Annotated in this window: 16 protein-coding genes; 5 read left to right on the forward strand and 11 right to left on the reverse strand. The window is 50.0% G+C overall.

What is annotated here, in order from left to right:
* Positions 1-225: 225 nt before the first annotated feature.
* Genes LG219_RS03835 through LG219_RS03850 form a run of 4 tightly spaced genes read left to right on the forward strand, consistent with a single transcriptional unit; the run spans position 226 to position 2,084 of the window.
* Entirely contained in the window at positions 226-792 is a 567-nt protein-coding gene (locus tag LG219_RS03835; protein WP_250647179.1) for an RNA polymerase sigma factor, read from the forward strand.
* Positions 789-1,139 (forward strand): DUF3619 family protein, encoded by a 351-nt coding sequence (locus LG219_RS03840; RefSeq protein WP_226763224.1) that lies wholly within the window; start codon positions 789-791, stop codon positions 1,137-1,139. Before LG219_RS03835 ends, LG219_RS03840 begins: the two co-directional genes overlap by 4 nt.
* Positions 1,136-1,519: a DUF3106 domain-containing protein gene (locus tag LG219_RS03845; protein WP_226763225.1), complete on the forward strand. Its 384-nt coding sequence runs from the start codon at positions 1,136-1,138 to the stop codon at positions 1,517-1,519. Before LG219_RS03840 ends, LG219_RS03845 begins: the two co-directional genes overlap by 4 nt.
* A 7-nt stretch (positions 1,520-1,526) precedes the next feature.
* The gene (locus LG219_RS03850) at positions 1,527-2,084 is read left to right on the forward strand and encodes an RDD family protein (protein WP_226763226.1); all 558 of its coding nucleotides are present in this window, start codon (positions 1,527-1,529) and stop codon (positions 2,082-2,084) included.
* Between the two features lie 88 nt (positions 2,085-2,172).
* Here LG219_RS03850 and lnt read toward each other — a convergent pair whose 3' ends face one another.
* From lnt to nrdD, 10 genes are all read right to left on the reverse strand, one after another.
* Complete coding sequence (gene lnt, locus LG219_RS03855; RefSeq protein ID WP_226763227.1) at positions 2,173-3,636, reverse strand: apolipoprotein N-acyltransferase; 1,464 nt, start codon at positions 3,634-3,636, stop codon at positions 2,173-2,175.
* Between the two features lie 165 nt (positions 3,637-3,801).
* A complete protein-coding gene (locus LG219_RS03860; protein ID WP_226763228.1) occupies positions 3,802-4,650 on the reverse strand; it encodes a CorC family transporter in 849 nt (282 codons plus the stop codon).
* 62 nt (positions 4,651-4,712) lie between these two features.
* Positions 4,713-5,189, reverse strand: coding sequence for an rRNA maturation RNase YbeY (gene ybeY, locus LG219_RS03865; protein ID WP_226763229.1), 477 nt, complete (start codon positions 5,187-5,189; stop codon positions 4,713-4,715).
* 393 nt (positions 5,190-5,582) lie between these two features.
* Positions 5,583-6,545 carry a PhoH family protein gene (locus LG219_RS03870; RefSeq protein WP_226763230.1) on the reverse strand — a complete coding sequence of 321 codons (963 nt, stop codon included), beginning with the start codon at positions 6,543-6,545 and terminating at the stop codon, positions 5,583-5,585.
* Positions 6,546-6,746: 201 nt separating this feature from the next.
* Entirely contained in the window at positions 6,747-8,090 is a 1,344-nt protein-coding gene (gene miaB / locus LG219_RS03875; RefSeq protein WP_226763231.1) for a tRNA (N6-isopentenyl adenosine(37)-C2)-methylthiotransferase MiaB, read from the reverse strand.
* Between the two features lie 532 nt (positions 8,091-8,622).
* Positions 8,623-9,000, reverse strand: a complete 378-nt coding sequence (locus tag LG219_RS03880; protein ID WP_226763232.1) for a hypothetical protein — start codon at positions 8,998-9,000, stop codon at positions 8,623-8,625.
* Between the two features lie 663 nt (positions 9,001-9,663).
* On the reverse strand, positions 9,664-10,131 hold the full coding sequence (locus LG219_RS15380) for a pilin (protein WP_284691518.1): 468 nt from the start codon (positions 10,129-10,131) through the stop codon (positions 9,664-9,666).
* A gap of 242 nt (positions 10,132-10,373) precedes the next feature.
* Positions 10,374-10,901 carry an REP-associated tyrosine transposase gene (locus tag LG219_RS03895; RefSeq protein ID WP_226763233.1) on the reverse strand — a complete coding sequence of 176 codons (528 nt, stop codon included), beginning with the start codon at positions 10,899-10,901 and terminating at the stop codon, positions 10,374-10,376.
* Positions 10,902-11,071: 170 nt separating this feature from the next.
* A complete protein-coding gene (gene nrdG / locus LG219_RS03900) occupies positions 11,072-11,539 on the reverse strand; it encodes an anaerobic ribonucleoside-triphosphate reductase activating protein (protein WP_226763234.1) in 468 nt (155 codons plus the stop codon).
* Between the two features lie 433 nt (positions 11,540-11,972).
* Positions 11,973-14,126: an anaerobic ribonucleoside-triphosphate reductase gene (nrdD, locus tag LG219_RS03905; protein ID WP_226763235.1), complete on the reverse strand. Its 2,154-nt coding sequence runs from the start codon at positions 14,124-14,126 to the stop codon at positions 11,973-11,975.
* Positions 14,127-14,446: 320 nt separating this feature from the next.
* On the opposite strand from nrdD, the gene LG219_RS03910 reads away from it, so the two are divergent.
* Complete coding sequence (locus LG219_RS03910; protein ID WP_226763236.1) at positions 14,447-15,391, forward strand: hypothetical protein; 945 nt, start codon at positions 14,447-14,449, stop codon at positions 15,389-15,391.
* Positions 15,392-15,626: 235 nt separating this feature from the next.
* Here LG219_RS03910 and hslU read toward each other — a convergent pair whose 3' ends face one another.
* A complete protein-coding gene (gene hslU / locus LG219_RS03915; protein ID WP_226763237.1) occupies positions 15,627-16,949 on the reverse strand; it encodes an ATP-dependent protease ATPase subunit HslU in 1,323 nt (440 codons plus the stop codon).
* Positions 16,950-17,084 lie beyond the last annotated feature (135 nt).

Below are 17,084 nucleotides of genomic sequence, written 5' to 3' on the forward strand. Positions count from 1 at the left end.
TCAAGAACGAAGTGTGATGCGCTTGCGGTGTCGATCCAGTGCCCCTGCCGTCTGTTTAAACGACCGGTCGCTATAGTGACTTTGTGTAGGGGGTTAAAGGTAAACGATAGGCTTTATTTTGGCAAGTTTTTCTGGCTGAATATTTTTGCTTTTGTTAGTATCAATCCCCTGTTTTTGCTGGCTATTTGGCAGCAGTTTTACGCGTCCCTGTTTTGGAGTCCAAGTTTGGCAAGTCAGCAGCAATTAAATGATTTTTTAGCCAGCGTCGAGCGCCGTGCATGGCGGCAAGCGCAGTACGCCGTGCGCGATCATGAGCACGCTTTGGATATTGTGCAAGATGCCATGCTCAAATTAGCCACGCGTTATGCTGACAAGCCCGCGTCTGAATGGCCGATGTTGTTTCAAACTATCTTGCAAAATACGATACGAGACTTTCTCCGTCGGAATAAATTGCGTCAATTTTGGGTGAGTTTGTATTCTAAATTTTCGTCTCATTCTGATGATGAAACTGACTCAGCCGATCCACTGTCCTATGTGCCGCACTGCAGCGAGCTCAATCCCAGCGCAGAACAGACGGTTTTGCAGCAGCAAAATATGGCGTTAATCGAAGAAGGGCTGGCTTTATTGCCAGCACGTCAACGCGAAGCCTTCTTGCTGCGTTATTGGGAGGAGATGGATGTGCAAGAAACCGCGCAAGTGATGGGCTGCTCAGTGGGGAGTGTCAAAACGCATTGTTCGCGTGCCTGCCATACCTTGGCCGATTGGCTTAAACAACAGGGGCTCACCCTATGAATGAATTGAATGAAGCAAAGCAGCAGCATTTAGCACAGTTAAGTCGGCAGGTAGCGGATGCGCCGATTCCTGAAGAGATTCGTGCCCGTTTAATTCAGGCGCGCCAAGCGGCGGTAGCACAGGCGGGGATGCCACATTCTCGCGCGAGCGAGGTGTTAGCGCTGGTTAATGCCCACCCTAAAATCAGCATGGTCAGCGTATTGCTGGTGCTGTTATTGAGTGTCACTTTCGTGCAACAGCAGCAGGCCAAACCAATGACCAGCTCGATTGATTTGGCTTTATTAAGTAGCGATGTGGCAATGGACGATTTACTCGACCCCACTTTATTGGATGCGCCGCCACGATGAAACGATGGATGATATTGCTGTGTACCGTATTGGTTTGGAGTGCTGCGGCGCAGGCCGCGCCCGCTTGGTCTGAGTTAACGCCAGCTCAACGCGAAGTATTAAGCGCCATGCAAACGCAGTGGGATGGTTTGCCCAATGAAGATCAGCAACGATTTTCGCTTTTGGCTTTGCGCTTTGCGCAAATGCCGCCGCATCATCAAGAAAAAATGCGGGCGCGTTTAAATCGATGGGCCACGTTAAGCCCTGAGCAACGTGAGCGCGCGCGCGAAAACTACCAGCGTTTGCAAGCGATGTCGCCCGAAGAGCGCCAAAAACTGATGCAACATCGCCATCAACGACGAGCCAGCCAAGCTTGCTGTAATTCACCAAAGACGGAGTAGGGCCAATATGCTAATTAGCGCGGGTTTAACACGCCGTTTTGTGTCGTTTTTGTATGAGATTTTATTACTCACCGCCTTGTTACTGATTGCTGAAGGGCTGTTTCAAGGTGGCTTTCAGCTGATTTCTGGCCAAGCGGTGACCGAATTGAGTGCTTATCCTTGGCTTAATGCACTTAATTTTGTGTGGCTGACGCTGGTGACCCTATTGTATTTTGGCTGGTGCTGGCTGCGCGGCGGGCAAACCTTGGCGATGAAAACTTGGCGCTGCCGCTTGCTGATGCAAGACGGCGCCAATTTAACGCCTAAAGCGGTGTTGATTCGTTTTGCGCTGGCGAGCGCCTGTTATCTGCCGTTATTGCCGATTTATCTGTTGGCGCGTAAGCAGCCGGAATATCAACTGGGCTTATATATTGCGGGCGGCTTATTTGTATTGCCGTTTATTTGGGCGTTATTCGATGGTGATCGGCAATTTATTTACGATCGTTTTGCCAACACCCGCACGGTGTTTTTTCCCAAAGAAGTGCCGTCAAAATACGCCCAGCCAAGTCAGGATGAGGCTGTGTAGTCTATTGGGCTAAAGCGCAGGCATTTAGCGACGAAAAAACCGTTGTCACTGGTGTATGAAGCAGTGCAACGGTTTTTTTATGCCGGTTTTAGTTTTGACGACTACGCAAAAATGCCAGTACTAGCAGCGCTACCAACAAGCCAATCACTGGTTTATCACCGGCCCATTGATACGGTGTATGGCCTTGCATATGGCGCACTTCGCCTTCTAAAACCGCTTGGGTTTGCTCGGGCAAGCTGCTGACAATCCGGCCTTTGGCATCAATAATCGCCGTTTTACCCGTGTTGGTGGCGCGGATCAGGTAGCGACCGTTTTCGAGCGCGCGGGCGCGCGCCATTTGCGCGTGTTGCTCGGCCGCCCAAGAGCCATCAAACCACGCCATATTGGTAAAGTTAGTCAGTAATGTGGCGTTGGCGGCGTTAATGCGGATTTCGTCGCCAAAAACGTCTTCGTAGCAAATATTGGCCGCGATTTGCCCGCCGTTGAGATTGAATGGCGCTTGCGCCAGTGGTGCGCGTTGAAAACCGCTCATTGGCATTTCAAGCATTTGATACGCCCAGCCAAACAACCACGGTAGCGGAATGTATTCGCCAAAGGGCACCAAATGCGATTTGGCGTATTGTGTTTGGTTTGGCTCGGCTAAATTCACCACTGAATTTTGGTATTGCTGCGGCTCTGCGCCCCGCGTGGCGACGCCCATTAACAGCGTGGCGGATTTTTGCTGGGCGATTTGGCGTAGCTCGGCCAAATAATCAGCAGGAATTTCGTTAAAAAACGACGGAATCGCCGTTTCTGGCAATAAGATCAGTTGCCCTTTGGCGGCTTGAGTGAGGGTGAGGTAGCTCTGTAGACTGTCAAAATAAAAATCGCTATTCCACTTCATGCTTTGCCCGATATTGCCCTGCAAAACGCTCACTTTCACTGGCTCGCCGATGGGGTGCGTCCAATTGATTTTTTGCAGTAATTGGCTGCTACTGAATAGTGCAATCGCCAAACCGAGCGCGAGTTTTTTATCCCATAAAAATACGCCAACACTCAAGGCCATTAACCAACCCGCGCCATAACTGCCAATGATAGGGTATAGCCCGCCAAGCCAATCAATCTGTGCGCTACCGACCGATGCCCAAGGAAATCCAGTAAACAGCCAACCGCGCAGCCATTCACATAAAATAAATAGTGTTGGCGCAATCAGCGTAAAGCGCCAGCTATCGCGGCAGGGTATTTTCCACGTGAGCCAACCGGCTAACATTGGAAACAAGGCTAAATAAGCGGCAAACAACAGCACCGCGCCCGCAGCAGCGGGTGCTGGCATTTTGCCGTGGGTATGTAGACTGATGTAAATCCAGCCGGCATTGGCAACGAAATACCCCAGCCCCCAAGCCAAGCCCGGCCATAGCGCTTGCCGCGCCGAACCGGCGTTTTGCCAACCGGTAAATAAAATCCACAGTGCAATCGGCAGCAACCAAAATTGCGATAAAGGCGCAAAAGCGGCCACAGTGCTAGCACCGGCCAAGCATTGAATCAGAAGCAAGAGAGTGCGATTTTTAAGCATTTTTGGCGTCTAAAGGCGGTGTTGAAGTCGCAAAGTCGTTTGCGCAGCAGGGGCAGTTTGGATCACGATGCATTGAGTTGATCGTGATCCATGGAGATTGAGTCGGTGTTGATACTGGGTTTGCCTTGGCATCAATACGGCTGGCAAACGCAGTATCAAGCCAGCTTAAGCCTCGTGATGCTCGGTGATTTTTTCGAGCAAAATCGAATGCACGCGGCGGCTATCGGCGCGCAAAATTAAGCAACGGTAGCCATGACAATCGATACTTTCGCCACGTTTAGGCACATGGCCAAAGCAATCCATCATCACCCCGGCAATGGTGTCAAATTCATCGGTTGGAAAGCGGCTACCGATGGTTTCATTCAGATCAGTCAGTTCGGTCACGCCTTTGACGCGCCAATGGCCTTTGCGATCTGGCACCATATTGTCTTCGTCTTCATCTTCGTCGTATTCGTCTTCGATATCGCCGACGATTTGTTCCATGACGTCTTCAATGGTGACTAAACCGGCAACGCCGCCGTATTCATCGACCACAATCGCCATATGGTTGCGATTATTCCGAAAATCTTTAAGTAGCACATTCAGGCGTTTGGCTTCGGGGATATACACCGCAGGACGCAGCATTTCGCGGACATTAAATTCGCTGTCGCTGGCATAAAAACGCAGTAAATCTTTGGCTAGCAACACGCCCAATACATGGTCTTTGCTGCCGTCGATCACCGGAAAGCGCGAGTGGGCGGTTTCAATGACAAAGGGGATAAATTCGGCGGGGGAGTCGTTGATGTCGATGACATCCATTTGCGAGCGCGGCACCATCACATCGCGCACTTGCATATCGCCCACATTGAGCACGCCTTCGATCATACCGAGGGCATCGGCATCGAGCAGTTGGCGCTCGAAAGCGGTGTGGAGAATTTCAACCAGTTCGCCGCGGTTTTCCGGCTCCCGTAACAGGAAATGGGTCAATCTTTCTAATAAGCTGGGCTTATAACTCGGGGACGGAACGTCGTCCATAATGCGTATTGCTCCTATGGGTGAATCGCAGCGGAATCGCCCGCAGCGATCAATGAGTGAAGTTATTCACGCTCGGTCAGATAGGGGTCATCATAACCCAGCTGCGTGACAATTTGGGTTTCGAGCAATTCCATCGCTTCGGCCTCGGCCTCTTCAAGATGGTCAAAGCCTTGTAAATGCAGCGTACCGTGCACCACCATATGACAATAATGCGCCAATAAAGCTTTGCCTTGCTGCTGCGCTTCACGCTCAATCACCGCGCCACACAACACCAAGTCGCCCATTAAAGGCTGGCCCGCAACCTGTGGTAATTCATCATCAAAAGTAAACGTGAGTACATTGGTGGCGTAATCTTTTTGCCGATAATCGCGGTTTAAGCTTTGGCCTTCGTCGGTATCGACAAAGCGCAGCGTGATTTCAGCGTGCTCAATTTGCGCGGACAAGGCGGCGCTCACCCATTTTTTCAGTAGGCTGCGACGGGGAATGGGGCTGGCATGGCTTTGGTTTTGTATCGTAATAATTTGCACGAGTTTGCTCATGGATTGGAGGTCTTAAAACCTAAATCTTGAATCACAGAGAACACCGAGCCTCACAGAGAAAACCGCTAATTGGAGTTAAAACTAATTCTACTTTGTCACTCCAAAAACCTTGCAACGCAGAGTCGCAGAGACGCGGAGAAAAGCAAAAGAGTTTCTAGGGTCTGTTGACATTTGGTTTGCCAACCGCGTTTGTGCGGCTTTTGGCCTGAGGCAAGGCACGAAGCGCGCAGCGTAGTCATTCTACGCCAGCGCTTGGTAACGCAGCATCAGGCCAAAAGCCGCCAAACCCAAAGGGCTCCAGCGCGGCGGGAAACCAATCGTCAACAGACCCTAATGAATTAGCTAAGATTTACTCGTTTTTCCTCTGTGTCTCTGCGACTCTGCGTCGGAATTTCAAGGTTTAGCGCTTGTTTTTAAATGGTGTTTTTCATACGCGGTGACAATTTTTTGCACCAGCGGATGGCGCACCACATCGGCGGCGGTGAAGTGGTGAATGCCTATGCCACGCACGCCTTGCAGTACTTCTTGTGCATCGGTGAGACCGGATTTTTGATGCTTAGGCAAGTCAACTTGCGTGGCGTCGCCGGTAATCACCGCTTTGCTGCCAAAACCAATCCGCGTTAAAAACATCTTCATTTGTTCTGGCGTGGTGTTTTGCGCTTCGTCCAAAATAATAAAGCTGTGGCTTAGCGTTCGGCCACGCATAAACGCCAGCGGGGCGATTTCGATAATTTGTTTTTCAAATAACTTGGTGACTTTTTCTACGCCCATTAAGTCATACAGCGCGTCGTACAGTGGTCGCAAATACGGATCGACTTTTTGCACCAAGTCGCCCGGCAAGAAACCGAGCTTTTCACCGGCCTCAACGGCAGGGCGAACCAAAACTAATCTTTGGACGGTATCTCGCTCTAACGCATCAATGGCGCTGGCTACAGCCAGATACGTCTTGCCAGTGCCGGCCGGGCCAATACCAAAAGTGATGTCGTTGTCGGCAATGGCTTTGATATAAACATTTTGCCCCAGCGTGCGCCCGCGTAAATCACCGCGTTTGGTGCGCAATTGCGGCACGGTAGGGTCGATAATTTGCGCGTTGGGATTACGCAAGATTTCCATCAAGCCCAATTGCACCGCATCGACGTCGAGCGGCGAGGCGCTGTCTTCGTAAAAACATTCCAGCGCATCGAGCGCCTGACGAACTGATTTTAATTCGCCGCTGACGCGAAATGCTTCATTGTGGCGATGCACCGTGACATCAAACGCCACTTCGATTTGTTTTAAGTTTTCATCCAGCGCGCCACATAAATTGGCCAAACGCAGATTATCGATGGGCGTGAAATGGATGGATTCGGTATGCACAGGTTTTTCTCAAGGGCAGGGCGGGTGATTAGGAGATGGATCGACAAAATTTCCGAAAATAGCAATTCTAAAGAACATCGTCATCCCCGAATGTTTTTATCGGGGATCCAGCCGCGCAGCTGGATTCCCGCCAACAACTCGCGGGAATGACGGTTTTTTTAAATATCAGTTCTTGCCGTGCTTTGGTATAGATTCCATACCTCACTCAGCAATTATGATTTCGCCACGCAAGCTGCGTGGGAAGGCATCGGTAATGCGAACTTCAACAAACTGATTCATCAGGCGTGGGCTGCCTTCAAAATTCACAATGCGGTTATTGTCGGTGCGGCCAGCGAGCTCGGTTTTGTCTTTTTTGGCAAAACGCTCCACCAACACGCGCTGCACGCTACCAATCATCGATAGATTAATTGCTTCGGCTTGCTGCTCTAGGCGTTTTTGCATTCTTTGCAAGCGCGCCAGTTTGATGGCTTCTGGCACATCATCCGGCAAATCAGCAGCTGGCGTGCCCGGGCGGCGGCTGTACACAAAGCTGTAGCTGGTATCAAAACCGACGTCTTCGATTAGCTTCATCGTGCGCTCGAAGTCTTCTTCGGTTTCGCCCGGAAAGCCGACGATAAAGTCACTCGAGAAACACAAATCAGGGCGCGCTTCGCGCAATTTGCGAATTACTGATTTGTATTCCAGCGTGGTGTAGCCGCGCTTCATATTCACCAACACGCGATCCGAGCCCGCTTGCACTGGCAAATGTAATTGCGAACACAGCTTTGGCAAAGTGCGGTAGCAATCAATAATCCGCGCGGTCATTTCTTTGGGGTGGCTGGTGGTGTAGCGAATGCGCTCGATGCCGGGGATTTCGTGCACGTATTCAAGTAGCGTCGCCAAATCGGCGATTTCGCCAGCGTCTTCACCATCCAAAATCACACCGCGATACGCGTTCACATTTTGGCCGAGCAAATGCAATTCTTTCACGCCTTGCTGCGCCAAATGCGCGACTTCAGTCAGGATGTCTTCAAACGGACGCGATACTTCTTCGCCTCGGGTGTACGGCACCACGCAGAAACTGCAGTATTTAGAACAGCCTTCCATAATCGATACATATGCCGCGCCGCCTTCAACCCGAGCGGGTGGCAAGTGGTCGAATTTTTCGATTTCGGGGAAGGAAATATCCACTTGGCTAATGCCGGACTTACGTTTTTCGGCAATCAGCTCGGGCAAACGATGCAAAGTTTGCGGGCCAAACACAATATCCACATACGGCGCGCGCTTGATAATCGCATCACCCTCTTGCGAAGCCACACAGCCGCCGACACCGATGACGATATTGGGATTGGCCAGTTTAAGCTCACGAACGCGGCCTAAATCCGAGAAGACTTTTTCTTGCGCTTTTTCGCGCACGCTGCAGGTGTTAAATAAAATAATGTCCGCTTCTTCGACATTATCGGTTTTCACCAAGCCATCGGCGGCATGCAATACGTCGACCATTTTGTCTGAATCGTATTCATTCATTTGGCAGCCGAAGGTTTTAATAAATACTTTTTTGCTCATGGCTTTCTTCTATAGGGGTATTGGTTTTACTGCTTTTATCAACAAGGGCTGCATAGCAATACCCTTGGAAGGCAATAAAATAAGAATTTTCTTTGAGCCACTGGGCACAATGCCAGCAAAGGCTAGGGCGTGATTTTAACGCAAATCGACCGGCAAGCGGCGCTCTTATGACATGGGATTTGTTACACCGGGGGGAGCCGCGGCAATCACTCGCACATTATCGTAGCTACTGGGCTGTTTGCCGTCGTCATCTGCGGCGGGGAATTATGTTAGCTGCGTAGAAGTACGGTTTTGCTGATTATGCCTTTGCTGCAGAAACCCATAAAAAGCGTGGCCTTGGTAGGAGCGGGCTCGCCCGCGAATGCGAGCTCAATAAGGAAAATCTTCGCTGGCAAGCCAGCTCCTACGCGGCTCTTTTGAAGTTGCGCCGATAGCGCGCAGCAAAATCGAAGGCTGCGCCACATTATCCGCCAGCGCTTGCTCGCAATGATGCCATACGGGCGATGACGCGACGCTAATCGCAGCTAGACTGCTATTGCACCGCATTGCAGTCAACAAACCAGCAGCCTATCCCCAAAAAACCACCGCGCGGTTCTTTGATTCGGCCGATGGATTTAAGGAAATCAATCTCCGCTGGTGACAGCAACCACGCTTTCCATACCAAATCCTTGCGATTGGCCTCGAGCTGCACCCAAACCGGCGCATCACGCGGCACACGCTGCGCAGGGATCAAACGATTTTGCTGATCACGCACCTGAAACGCCGCCGAAACCGAAAAATCCTGCCCATTCAAACGAATCACCGGCGGCGCATAATAATCCATCTGCGCATAAGCCCCTTCCGGCAAAATCCGCGCCGCAAAGGCCGGGATTGCGCTGAGCAATAACAAAGCCACCAAAAATAAACGCATACGCCACCTCGTTAACTGATGCGCTTGATGGTAACAAGCCCAGATTTGTCAGGGAAGTTTTAATGTGAGAGTGGGGTGGAAAGGTTGAATGGGGTGTGGGTAATTAGATTGATGTTGTTTGCCGTATAGGTATTTTTACCATTTTCGGCAGTTTTGGTGACGAAAATGGTCAGCTTTGAGGTGGTTAAACTGAGTGTTTGTGTAAATTTGTATTGTAGCTCCGATAGAGCGCAGCGAAATCGGCGGCTGCACTGCGTGATTCCCTAGATTGATTGCTGTGATTTCATGCGTGCGATTACGCTACGCTAATCGCACCTACTGTGCTGACCCCTTTGATTTCTTTCACAGGCAAATTAAACCGCCGAGATTTGTCGGCGGTTTAATTTGAACCATTCGTACGATTACGCTACGCGTGCATACCTACAGGCCTGAGTTAAATGGAGCGCAAATCAATTTACTCTGACCCCTTTGATTCTTGATTTCTTTGATTTCACAGCGTAAAAAAAGCAACCCAAGGGTTGCTTTTTGAAAACAAATATACAATTAAGTCATATTTAAATAGGGCATTTTGTGAGCGTTAATTTAAATGAATCTAAATTATTTGCATTAATTAAAAAATGACCTTCCCAAGTTACGACTTATAAGTATAAAAATATCGTGCACTTATTTGCACGAGCTAGGTAGTAATTTTTGTAATGTTGCATCGGTAGATGAGCATTTCCAAGTTGAAATTGAAGTGCCGCCATTTGCAGTCCATACCGCAACCACTGGTGTTGCCGCATTATCATATGGTGTGAATTCAACTGGACCATTTGCAGTTAGGCCCTGAGTTGTAATGGTGATTTTACCATCTTTATCTGTTTCAATTTTCTTAACAAATTTAGATGTTGAGGTAGCACTTTCACAACCGAAAGAATCTGCTGCTGGCGCTTCATTTGCATTTTGGTAGGCATCAGTTACGGCGGTACGGCAAGTGCTTGCTGCAAGAATAACTTCAGTGAGTTTTGCTTTTTGCGTGTAGTCCTGATAAGACGGAATGGCCACTGCTGCCAAAATACCAATAATTGCGACGACGATCATCAATTCGATGAGGGTGAAACCTTGTTGTGCGCGTTGCATAGTGCGGTTCATGTTAGTTCTCCAATGAGTTAGGTAGCCATTATGACTTGAATTGGTATAAGCAAGTCTTGTGCCAGCTTTGAGATCAGCCTTATTGACATGAAAGTAGTGATGTTTTTGCATTTATTGACGAAAAACGTCACTTTAGTTGACTGGCTTAGGCAGTTTTACGTTAGAAAGAGCTCGTAGCCACGATTGGTTCAGCTCCGTAGGTACGATTAGCGCAGCGTAATCGTACGAATGTGGCATCGCCATCAATCATCCGCTGCATCGGCCGTCATATCCCCACACCAATCTGCCGGATAAATCCCCGCCGCCACTGCGCGATGAAAAGTAGAATACGGCCAGTCGCTCACTCGTTTGACCAAACCGTGCTTGAATGGATTCACATGTACATAATCAACGTGCCGTTGATAATCCAGCTCATCACGGATCAAGTGTTCCCAGTAATGCCGTTGCCAAATGCCCCGCTCCCCTGTTTTTTGGCGAACAACAGACAAGTGCTCTGTTTTGGGTAAAGCGCGCGAAAAGCCACTTTTAATCAAGCGCCAGCGCAGACTAAAATCCGCATCATCAGGCGGCAACGTTAACACCGCGTGCAAATGCTCCGGCAGTACAACCCACGCATCAATTGTAAATGGATGACGCTTGCGCACCTGCCACACCACATGCCGTAATGTTTCAATTTCTCGTACCAGCAAATCATTTCCACGACGCTGCAGCAGGTTAACGGTAAAAAACCAAGTTCCACCCGCAACAAAAGCCCGACGATAATTTGGCATCAATATTCAAGCCTACAGTTTGCATTACAGAAACTCTAGCATTGTAGCTGCGACAGAGCGCAGCGAAATCGCAGGCTCCGCCGTGTCGTGGCACATGCATTTTATTTCGGCGATTTCATGCGTACGAATACGCTGCGCTATTCGTACCTACGCTTTTCCAAATCCCAAATCTAATCGCCACCACGGCCACGGTAGTTTTTGAGTTCGATTAGGCGTTGGTTGCTGGATCCGCGCCAGGGTTGGCTGGTGGGGTGGTTTTGTTCGAATTTGCCGTCGATGAGCACGTCGATGTATTGCAAGATGGCGAGGTCTTGCAGGTCTTCAAAGACGTAGCCGGTCCAGAGCCAGATGTTTTTTTCGGGGTAGCGTTGTTTAAAGGCTTGGCAGAGTTTGAGGATGGCGTCCCGATTGGCGGGGTGCAGCGGGTCGCCGCCGGAGAGGCTAAGGCCGTCGTGTGATTCGCAGGCTTGCAGTAGCTGTTGCTCGATGTCGGCGGTGAAGGCTTGGCCGGATTTTCTATCCCATGTGGATGGGTTGTAGCAACCTTCGCACGCATGTTGGCAGCCGCTGACAAACAGCGTCACGCGGATGCCGGGGCCGTTGATGAGATCATGCGTGTAATAGCGGTCGTAATTCATGGGTATGTCGTTGTGAGTATTTATTTAAAATGCGTTGATGGATATACCTGTTGTTTATGATCGTGTTCAGATTGCGTGTTGATGGTGGTTAAAGCATCGCGGCATTCCCTCTCCCTTGATGGGAGAGGGTTAGGGTGAGGGTGATACTACCGAGTATATTTTAAGCTCAACACCCCCATCCCAGCCTTCCCCCATCAAGGGGGAAGGGGCTGCAGTCGATTCACTCCAGCGCTTGTGATTTAACGTTTCAACAGCCCACCTGAACAAAGCCTGTTTTTTTTCGGTTAGCTGCGATGGGCGTCGCATCATCGCAGGCATTGCCGCGCCAGCGCCGCATATTACATTGTAGCCGCCGCTTCATGCGTGCGAATACGCTGCGCTATTCGCACCTACACTTTTCCCAACTCCCAACTCCCAACTCCCAACTCCCCAATCACTCAACCGCCTGCGCGTGGTGTTTAACTCGGCGCATGACTTCTTTTTGTTTGCCGTTGTTAAACGGCCGGGCGTTGGGGCTGCCGAGGTAGCCGCAGACTCGGCGGGTGACCGATAGCGTGGCGCTGTCGTGGTTGCCGCAGTCGGGGCAAACAAAACCGTTGGCGGTGGCGAGGGTTTCGCCCATAAAGCCGCAAACGCCGCAGGCGTCAACCGGCGTATTACTGCCAAAATACGGCACCCGTTCGATGGCGTAATCCCAAATGCGTTCGAGCGCCAATAGATTGTGCTTCATATTGGGCAGCTCAACATACGTAATGTGGCCGCCGGTCGCGAGCTCGGCATAGCCGGTTTCAAAGTCGATTTTTTCAAATGGATTGACTTTGCGATACACGTCCAGATGGAAGGAATTGGTGTAATAGCCTTTGTCGGTCACGTCGCTGATGTCGCCAAAGCGTTCTTGATCGAGTTTACAAAAGCGGTAGCACAGCGATTCGCTGGGCGTGGAGTACAGCGAAAAGCCCAAGCCAGTTTCGTCTTTCCAGCGCTGCGTGGCGTCCCCCATGGTTTTGACCACATTGTGCAAAAAGGCTTGCGCGGCGCTGCTGTCGGCAGGGTGTTGACCAAACAGTAATACGCCAACTTCGTGCAGACCGATATAACCCAAAGAGATCGATGCGCGGCCATCTTTAAATAGCGTCATGATGTCGTCTTGCGGCTGGAGTCGAATCCCAAACGCGCCTTCGGTATACAAAATCGGGGCCACATTGGCTTTGACGCCTTGCAGGCGTTGGATGCGAATATTGAGTGCGCGTAAGCACACTTGCAGGCGCTGCTGTAATAACTGATTAAATTGCTCGATATTGCCTTGCGCTTCAATCGCAATGCGCGGCAAGTTCAGGCTGACTACCCCTAGATTATTGCGGCCGTTAAGGATTTCTTGGCCTTGTTCATCGCGCCAAGCGGGCAAAAAGCTGCGGCAACCCATAGGCGATACGGGCACGCTAGAGCCAGTAATTTGGCGATTGAGCTTGGCCGAGATAATGTCCGGATACATGCGTTTTGAGGTGCATTCGAGCGCCAATTGTTTGATGTCGTAATTGGGATCGGTGGGCTTGAGGTTGATGCCTTCGTCGATAAAAAACACCAATTTAGGGAATACCGGCGTGGTGCCTTCTTTGCCTAGGCCTTTAATTCGCACCCGCAAAATTGACTGCTGAATAATCCGCTCGGCCCAGCTAGTCCCCATGCCGAATGAGAACGTCACAAAGGGCTGCTGACCGTTAGAGCTAAATAGCGTGTTGATTTCGTATTCACACGCTTGAATGCCGTCGTAGGCTTCTTTTTCGGTGCGCTCGGTGGCGTAGCGTTCTGGATCGTTAATGCCGTATTCATGGGCAATGGCTAAATTTTTGGCGTGACTTTTCAGTACATACGGCGCCAGCACTTGGTCCAAATTGGGAATGGTGGTGCCGCCATATTGATGGCTGGCTACTTGGGCGATAATTTGGGCGGTGACCGCGCAAGCGACGCCGACGGATTTAGGGCTTTCAATTTTGGCATTGCCAAGGCGAAAACCGTTGTTGAGCATGCCTTCTAAATCGACGAGGCAGCAATTGGTCAGCGGCAAAAACGGTGAGTAATCCAAATCATGAAAATGGATATCGCCTTGGTGGTGCGCTTCTAAAATATCTTTGGGCAAAAAGGTGCTGGCAAATTGTTTCGAGACAATGCCGGCCATCAAGTCGCGCATCACCGGAAACACATTGGCGTCTTTATTGGCGTTTTCAGTGGTGGCTTCGCTGTCGGTTTTATTCACTAAGCCCATCAGTTTGGCGTGTAGCTCAGAGCCTTGCGCGCGCGTGCGATCTCTGTCGTAGCGATATTGGATATAAATCCGCGCCACTTCGGGGTAATCGTGCATCAAGGCGTCTTCGACCCATTGCTGAATCGTTGGAATATCTAATAAACAGCTCGGGGCATTGTGCTGGCTCAAAGTGCGGCATTGCGCTTCGACCCGCGCCGTAATCTGTTCGGCCAATTGGTCTGGCTGCGGGTATTTTGCCGCAGTGGCAGCGCGGCGGCAGGCTTCAAAAATTTTGGCGCTGTCGTAGGCGGCTTGGGTGCCGTCGCGTTTAATCACTTTGAGCATTGCTGTTTTTTCCTTGATGCGTAATCAGTGGTACAGGTATTGAGATTATTGGCTGACAGGCTTTTTGCTTTTGGCCTGCAGTTTATTGTGTTTTGGCGTGCTTTATCTCGAAGCAAACACAATATATGGTGTTTTTGTTTTGCTTGCTGCACATAATGAGCTGTTTTTGATGGCGGTCAATGTTTGGTTTTTTTGTCTGCCGTGTTGCCAAAATGGGCTATTTGTCGTGTTAATGCCGCGCCTTGGCACGGCTTTACTGGGCTGGCAAGCGTTGATGCTATGCTGAAAATCTCTTTGCAATATCTACGAACGATCTGTTTATGAAAAAATTACTGTTGGTTGTTTTGCTCGGTTTTAGTTGGCTGCCTGCGGTGTCGGCCAAAGATAAAAAAGAGCTGCATTTATTGCCCAATAGCAATGTGCAGCGCAGCGCGAATGCGGTGTTGTCTTTGATGTCGTATTCGGTGATTTTGGATTTAGCTGCCAGCAGTTTGTCGATTAAAGGCACAGAAAGTGAAAATAAAAAATTAATGATGACGCAATTGGGCGGCGGCGCCACCTTGAGTAAAGAAGTGCCGTTGTATTTGGAGGGCGCAATCGCGGGTAGCCGTTTTGACCCGACTTTTGTCGCCACTAATGGTGAAGAAGAACGCGTTATCCCTTTAAAGTGGACTTCATTGAGCGGCACGGGCGGGATCGGCTGGGATTTTCCACTGGCAGAAAACTGGGTGTTGCGGCCGATTTTTAATTTTTCGCTGGGTACGGTGGCCAGTGATTTAAAAATCGCTAATTGGTGGATTAATTATAAAACGGGTAAAGAGTTTAATTTTTTTGATAAAGGCAGCATGAATGTGTACGGCTTAGGCGGCGCTTTGATGCTCGATTACGAGCTGGTCAAGCCCGAATACGAAGTGGATTTAGAGCTGCGTTTATCGCAAGTGCATCTGAAAACATTCAAAACCGATGCCGCTGTATCGGGCAGTGCCACCTCGCAAACCGCCAATCTATGGACGCGCTATCGCGCGCCAACCGGCATGACTTTTTTAAGCCGTCCGCTACGTTATGTCTTGGAAGCATCGCATTCGCATTACTACGGCGATCAAGCTGGGGTATTGGGGTTTGATTATTTATCTACCGTAGGCTTGGGCTTTGAAGTCGACAGCAGCGCCCACTCGGTGTTGGTCACCCGAACCCGCTTTTTGATGCGCTATATGTTCGGCCCGAATGTATCGGGCTCTGGGATGAGTATTGCGATGAGTTTTTGAGGGGATTAGCTTTCAGCCAATATAAAAAATAATGCCATTGTAGGGTGGAATAAGCACCGCGCATTCCACCTGGTCGCGAAGCTTATGATGGAATGCACTGCGTTTATTCCACCCTACGGTTGGCAAATTATCATTGCTTTATGGTTGGGTATTTCCTTCTAGTCATTTAAAAATAATAGCTAGAAGGCAATACCTTGATAGTTGAAGTTTTAAATTCAAGCCGTTTGCCGGTAATTTAGAGCATAAAGCGGGCAAGGTCGTCGTTGCTGGCGACGCTGGCGAGTTTATTGCTCACAAATTCCGCATCAATGGTCACCGTGCCGCGCTTGGCGTCAAACGAAATATCGGCCAGTAAACGTTCCATCACGGTATACAAGCGGCGCGCGCCGATGTTTTCGGTGCTTTCATTCACTTGCCACGCCATTTGCGCCAGTTTGCGAATGCCGTCTTCGGTGTATACCAGCTCAACGTCTTCAGTCGCTAGTAAAGCTTGGTATTGCTTGGCGAGGCAGGCATCAGTGCCGGTCAGAATAGTGGCAAAATCATCCACCGTGAGCGAGCTTAGCTCAACGCGAATCGGGAAGCGGCCTTGTAATTCTGGAATCAAGTCCGAGGGTTTGGCCAAATGAAACGCGCCAGAGGCGATAAACAAAATATGATCGGTTTTGACCATCCCGTATTTGGTGGTCACGGTGGTTCCTTCCACTAGCGGCAGCAAATCTCGCTGTACACCTTGGCGAGAGACTTCGCCGCCTTGTCCTTCGGAGCGGGTGGTGACTTTGTCGATTTCGTCGATAAACACAATCCCATTTTGCTCAACCGCGCGCAGCGCTTCGGTTTTGGTGTCTTCATCATTGACCAGTTTGGCGGCTTCTTCGTCGATCAATGCTTTGAGCGCGTCAGGCACTTTGAGTTTTTGCGCCTTGGTTTTTTCACTCATTGCGCCTTTAAACATGTTTTGAATCTGGCTAGAAAAGTCTTCCATTCCCGGTGGCGCAAAGACTTCCATTGTCGGGGCGGTGGCGGCGACTTGGATTTCGATTTCTTTGTCGTCAAATTTGCCTTCACGCAGCATTTTTCTGAATTTTTGCCGGGTTTCGCTCATGCCATCATTGGCATTGACTTCGCCATAGGCTTGCGTTGCGGGCGGTAATAGCACATCCAGTACGCGGTTTTCTGCGGCGTCTTCGGCCTTGATGCGATTTTTGCTGATGGCTTGATCGCGAACTTGCTTAATGGCGATTTCCATTAAATCACGGATGATGCTGTCGACATCTTTACCGACATAGCCCACTTCGGTGAATTTAGTCGCTTCGACTTTAATAAACGGCGCATCAGATAATTTGGCCAGACGGCGGGCGATTTCGGTTTTGCCGACGCCAGTCGGGCCAATCATTAAGATGTTTTTGGGCGTGATTTCACTGCGTAGCGGCTCGGCCACTTGCTGACGACGCCAGCGATTACGCAGCGCAATGGCAACGGCTTTTTTGGCTGCGGCTTGGCCGACGATGTGTTTGTCCAGTTCGTGGACAATTTCTTGTGGGGTCATTTGAGTCATTGCACAGTCCTTAAGCATACGGTTGTAAATCACATCAGGGCATTTGGCGATTTTTAAAGGTCTGAGTGTGACTTGGAGGAGACGCTGATGTGATGACCGGTGTGATACCTAGTGCATTTCCCTGAATTTTGACTA

Source organism: Deefgea salmonis, assembly GCF_020531905.1.
Taxonomy (GTDB): Bacteria; Pseudomonadota; Gammaproteobacteria; order Burkholderiales; family Chitinibacteraceae; genus Deefgea; species Deefgea salmonis.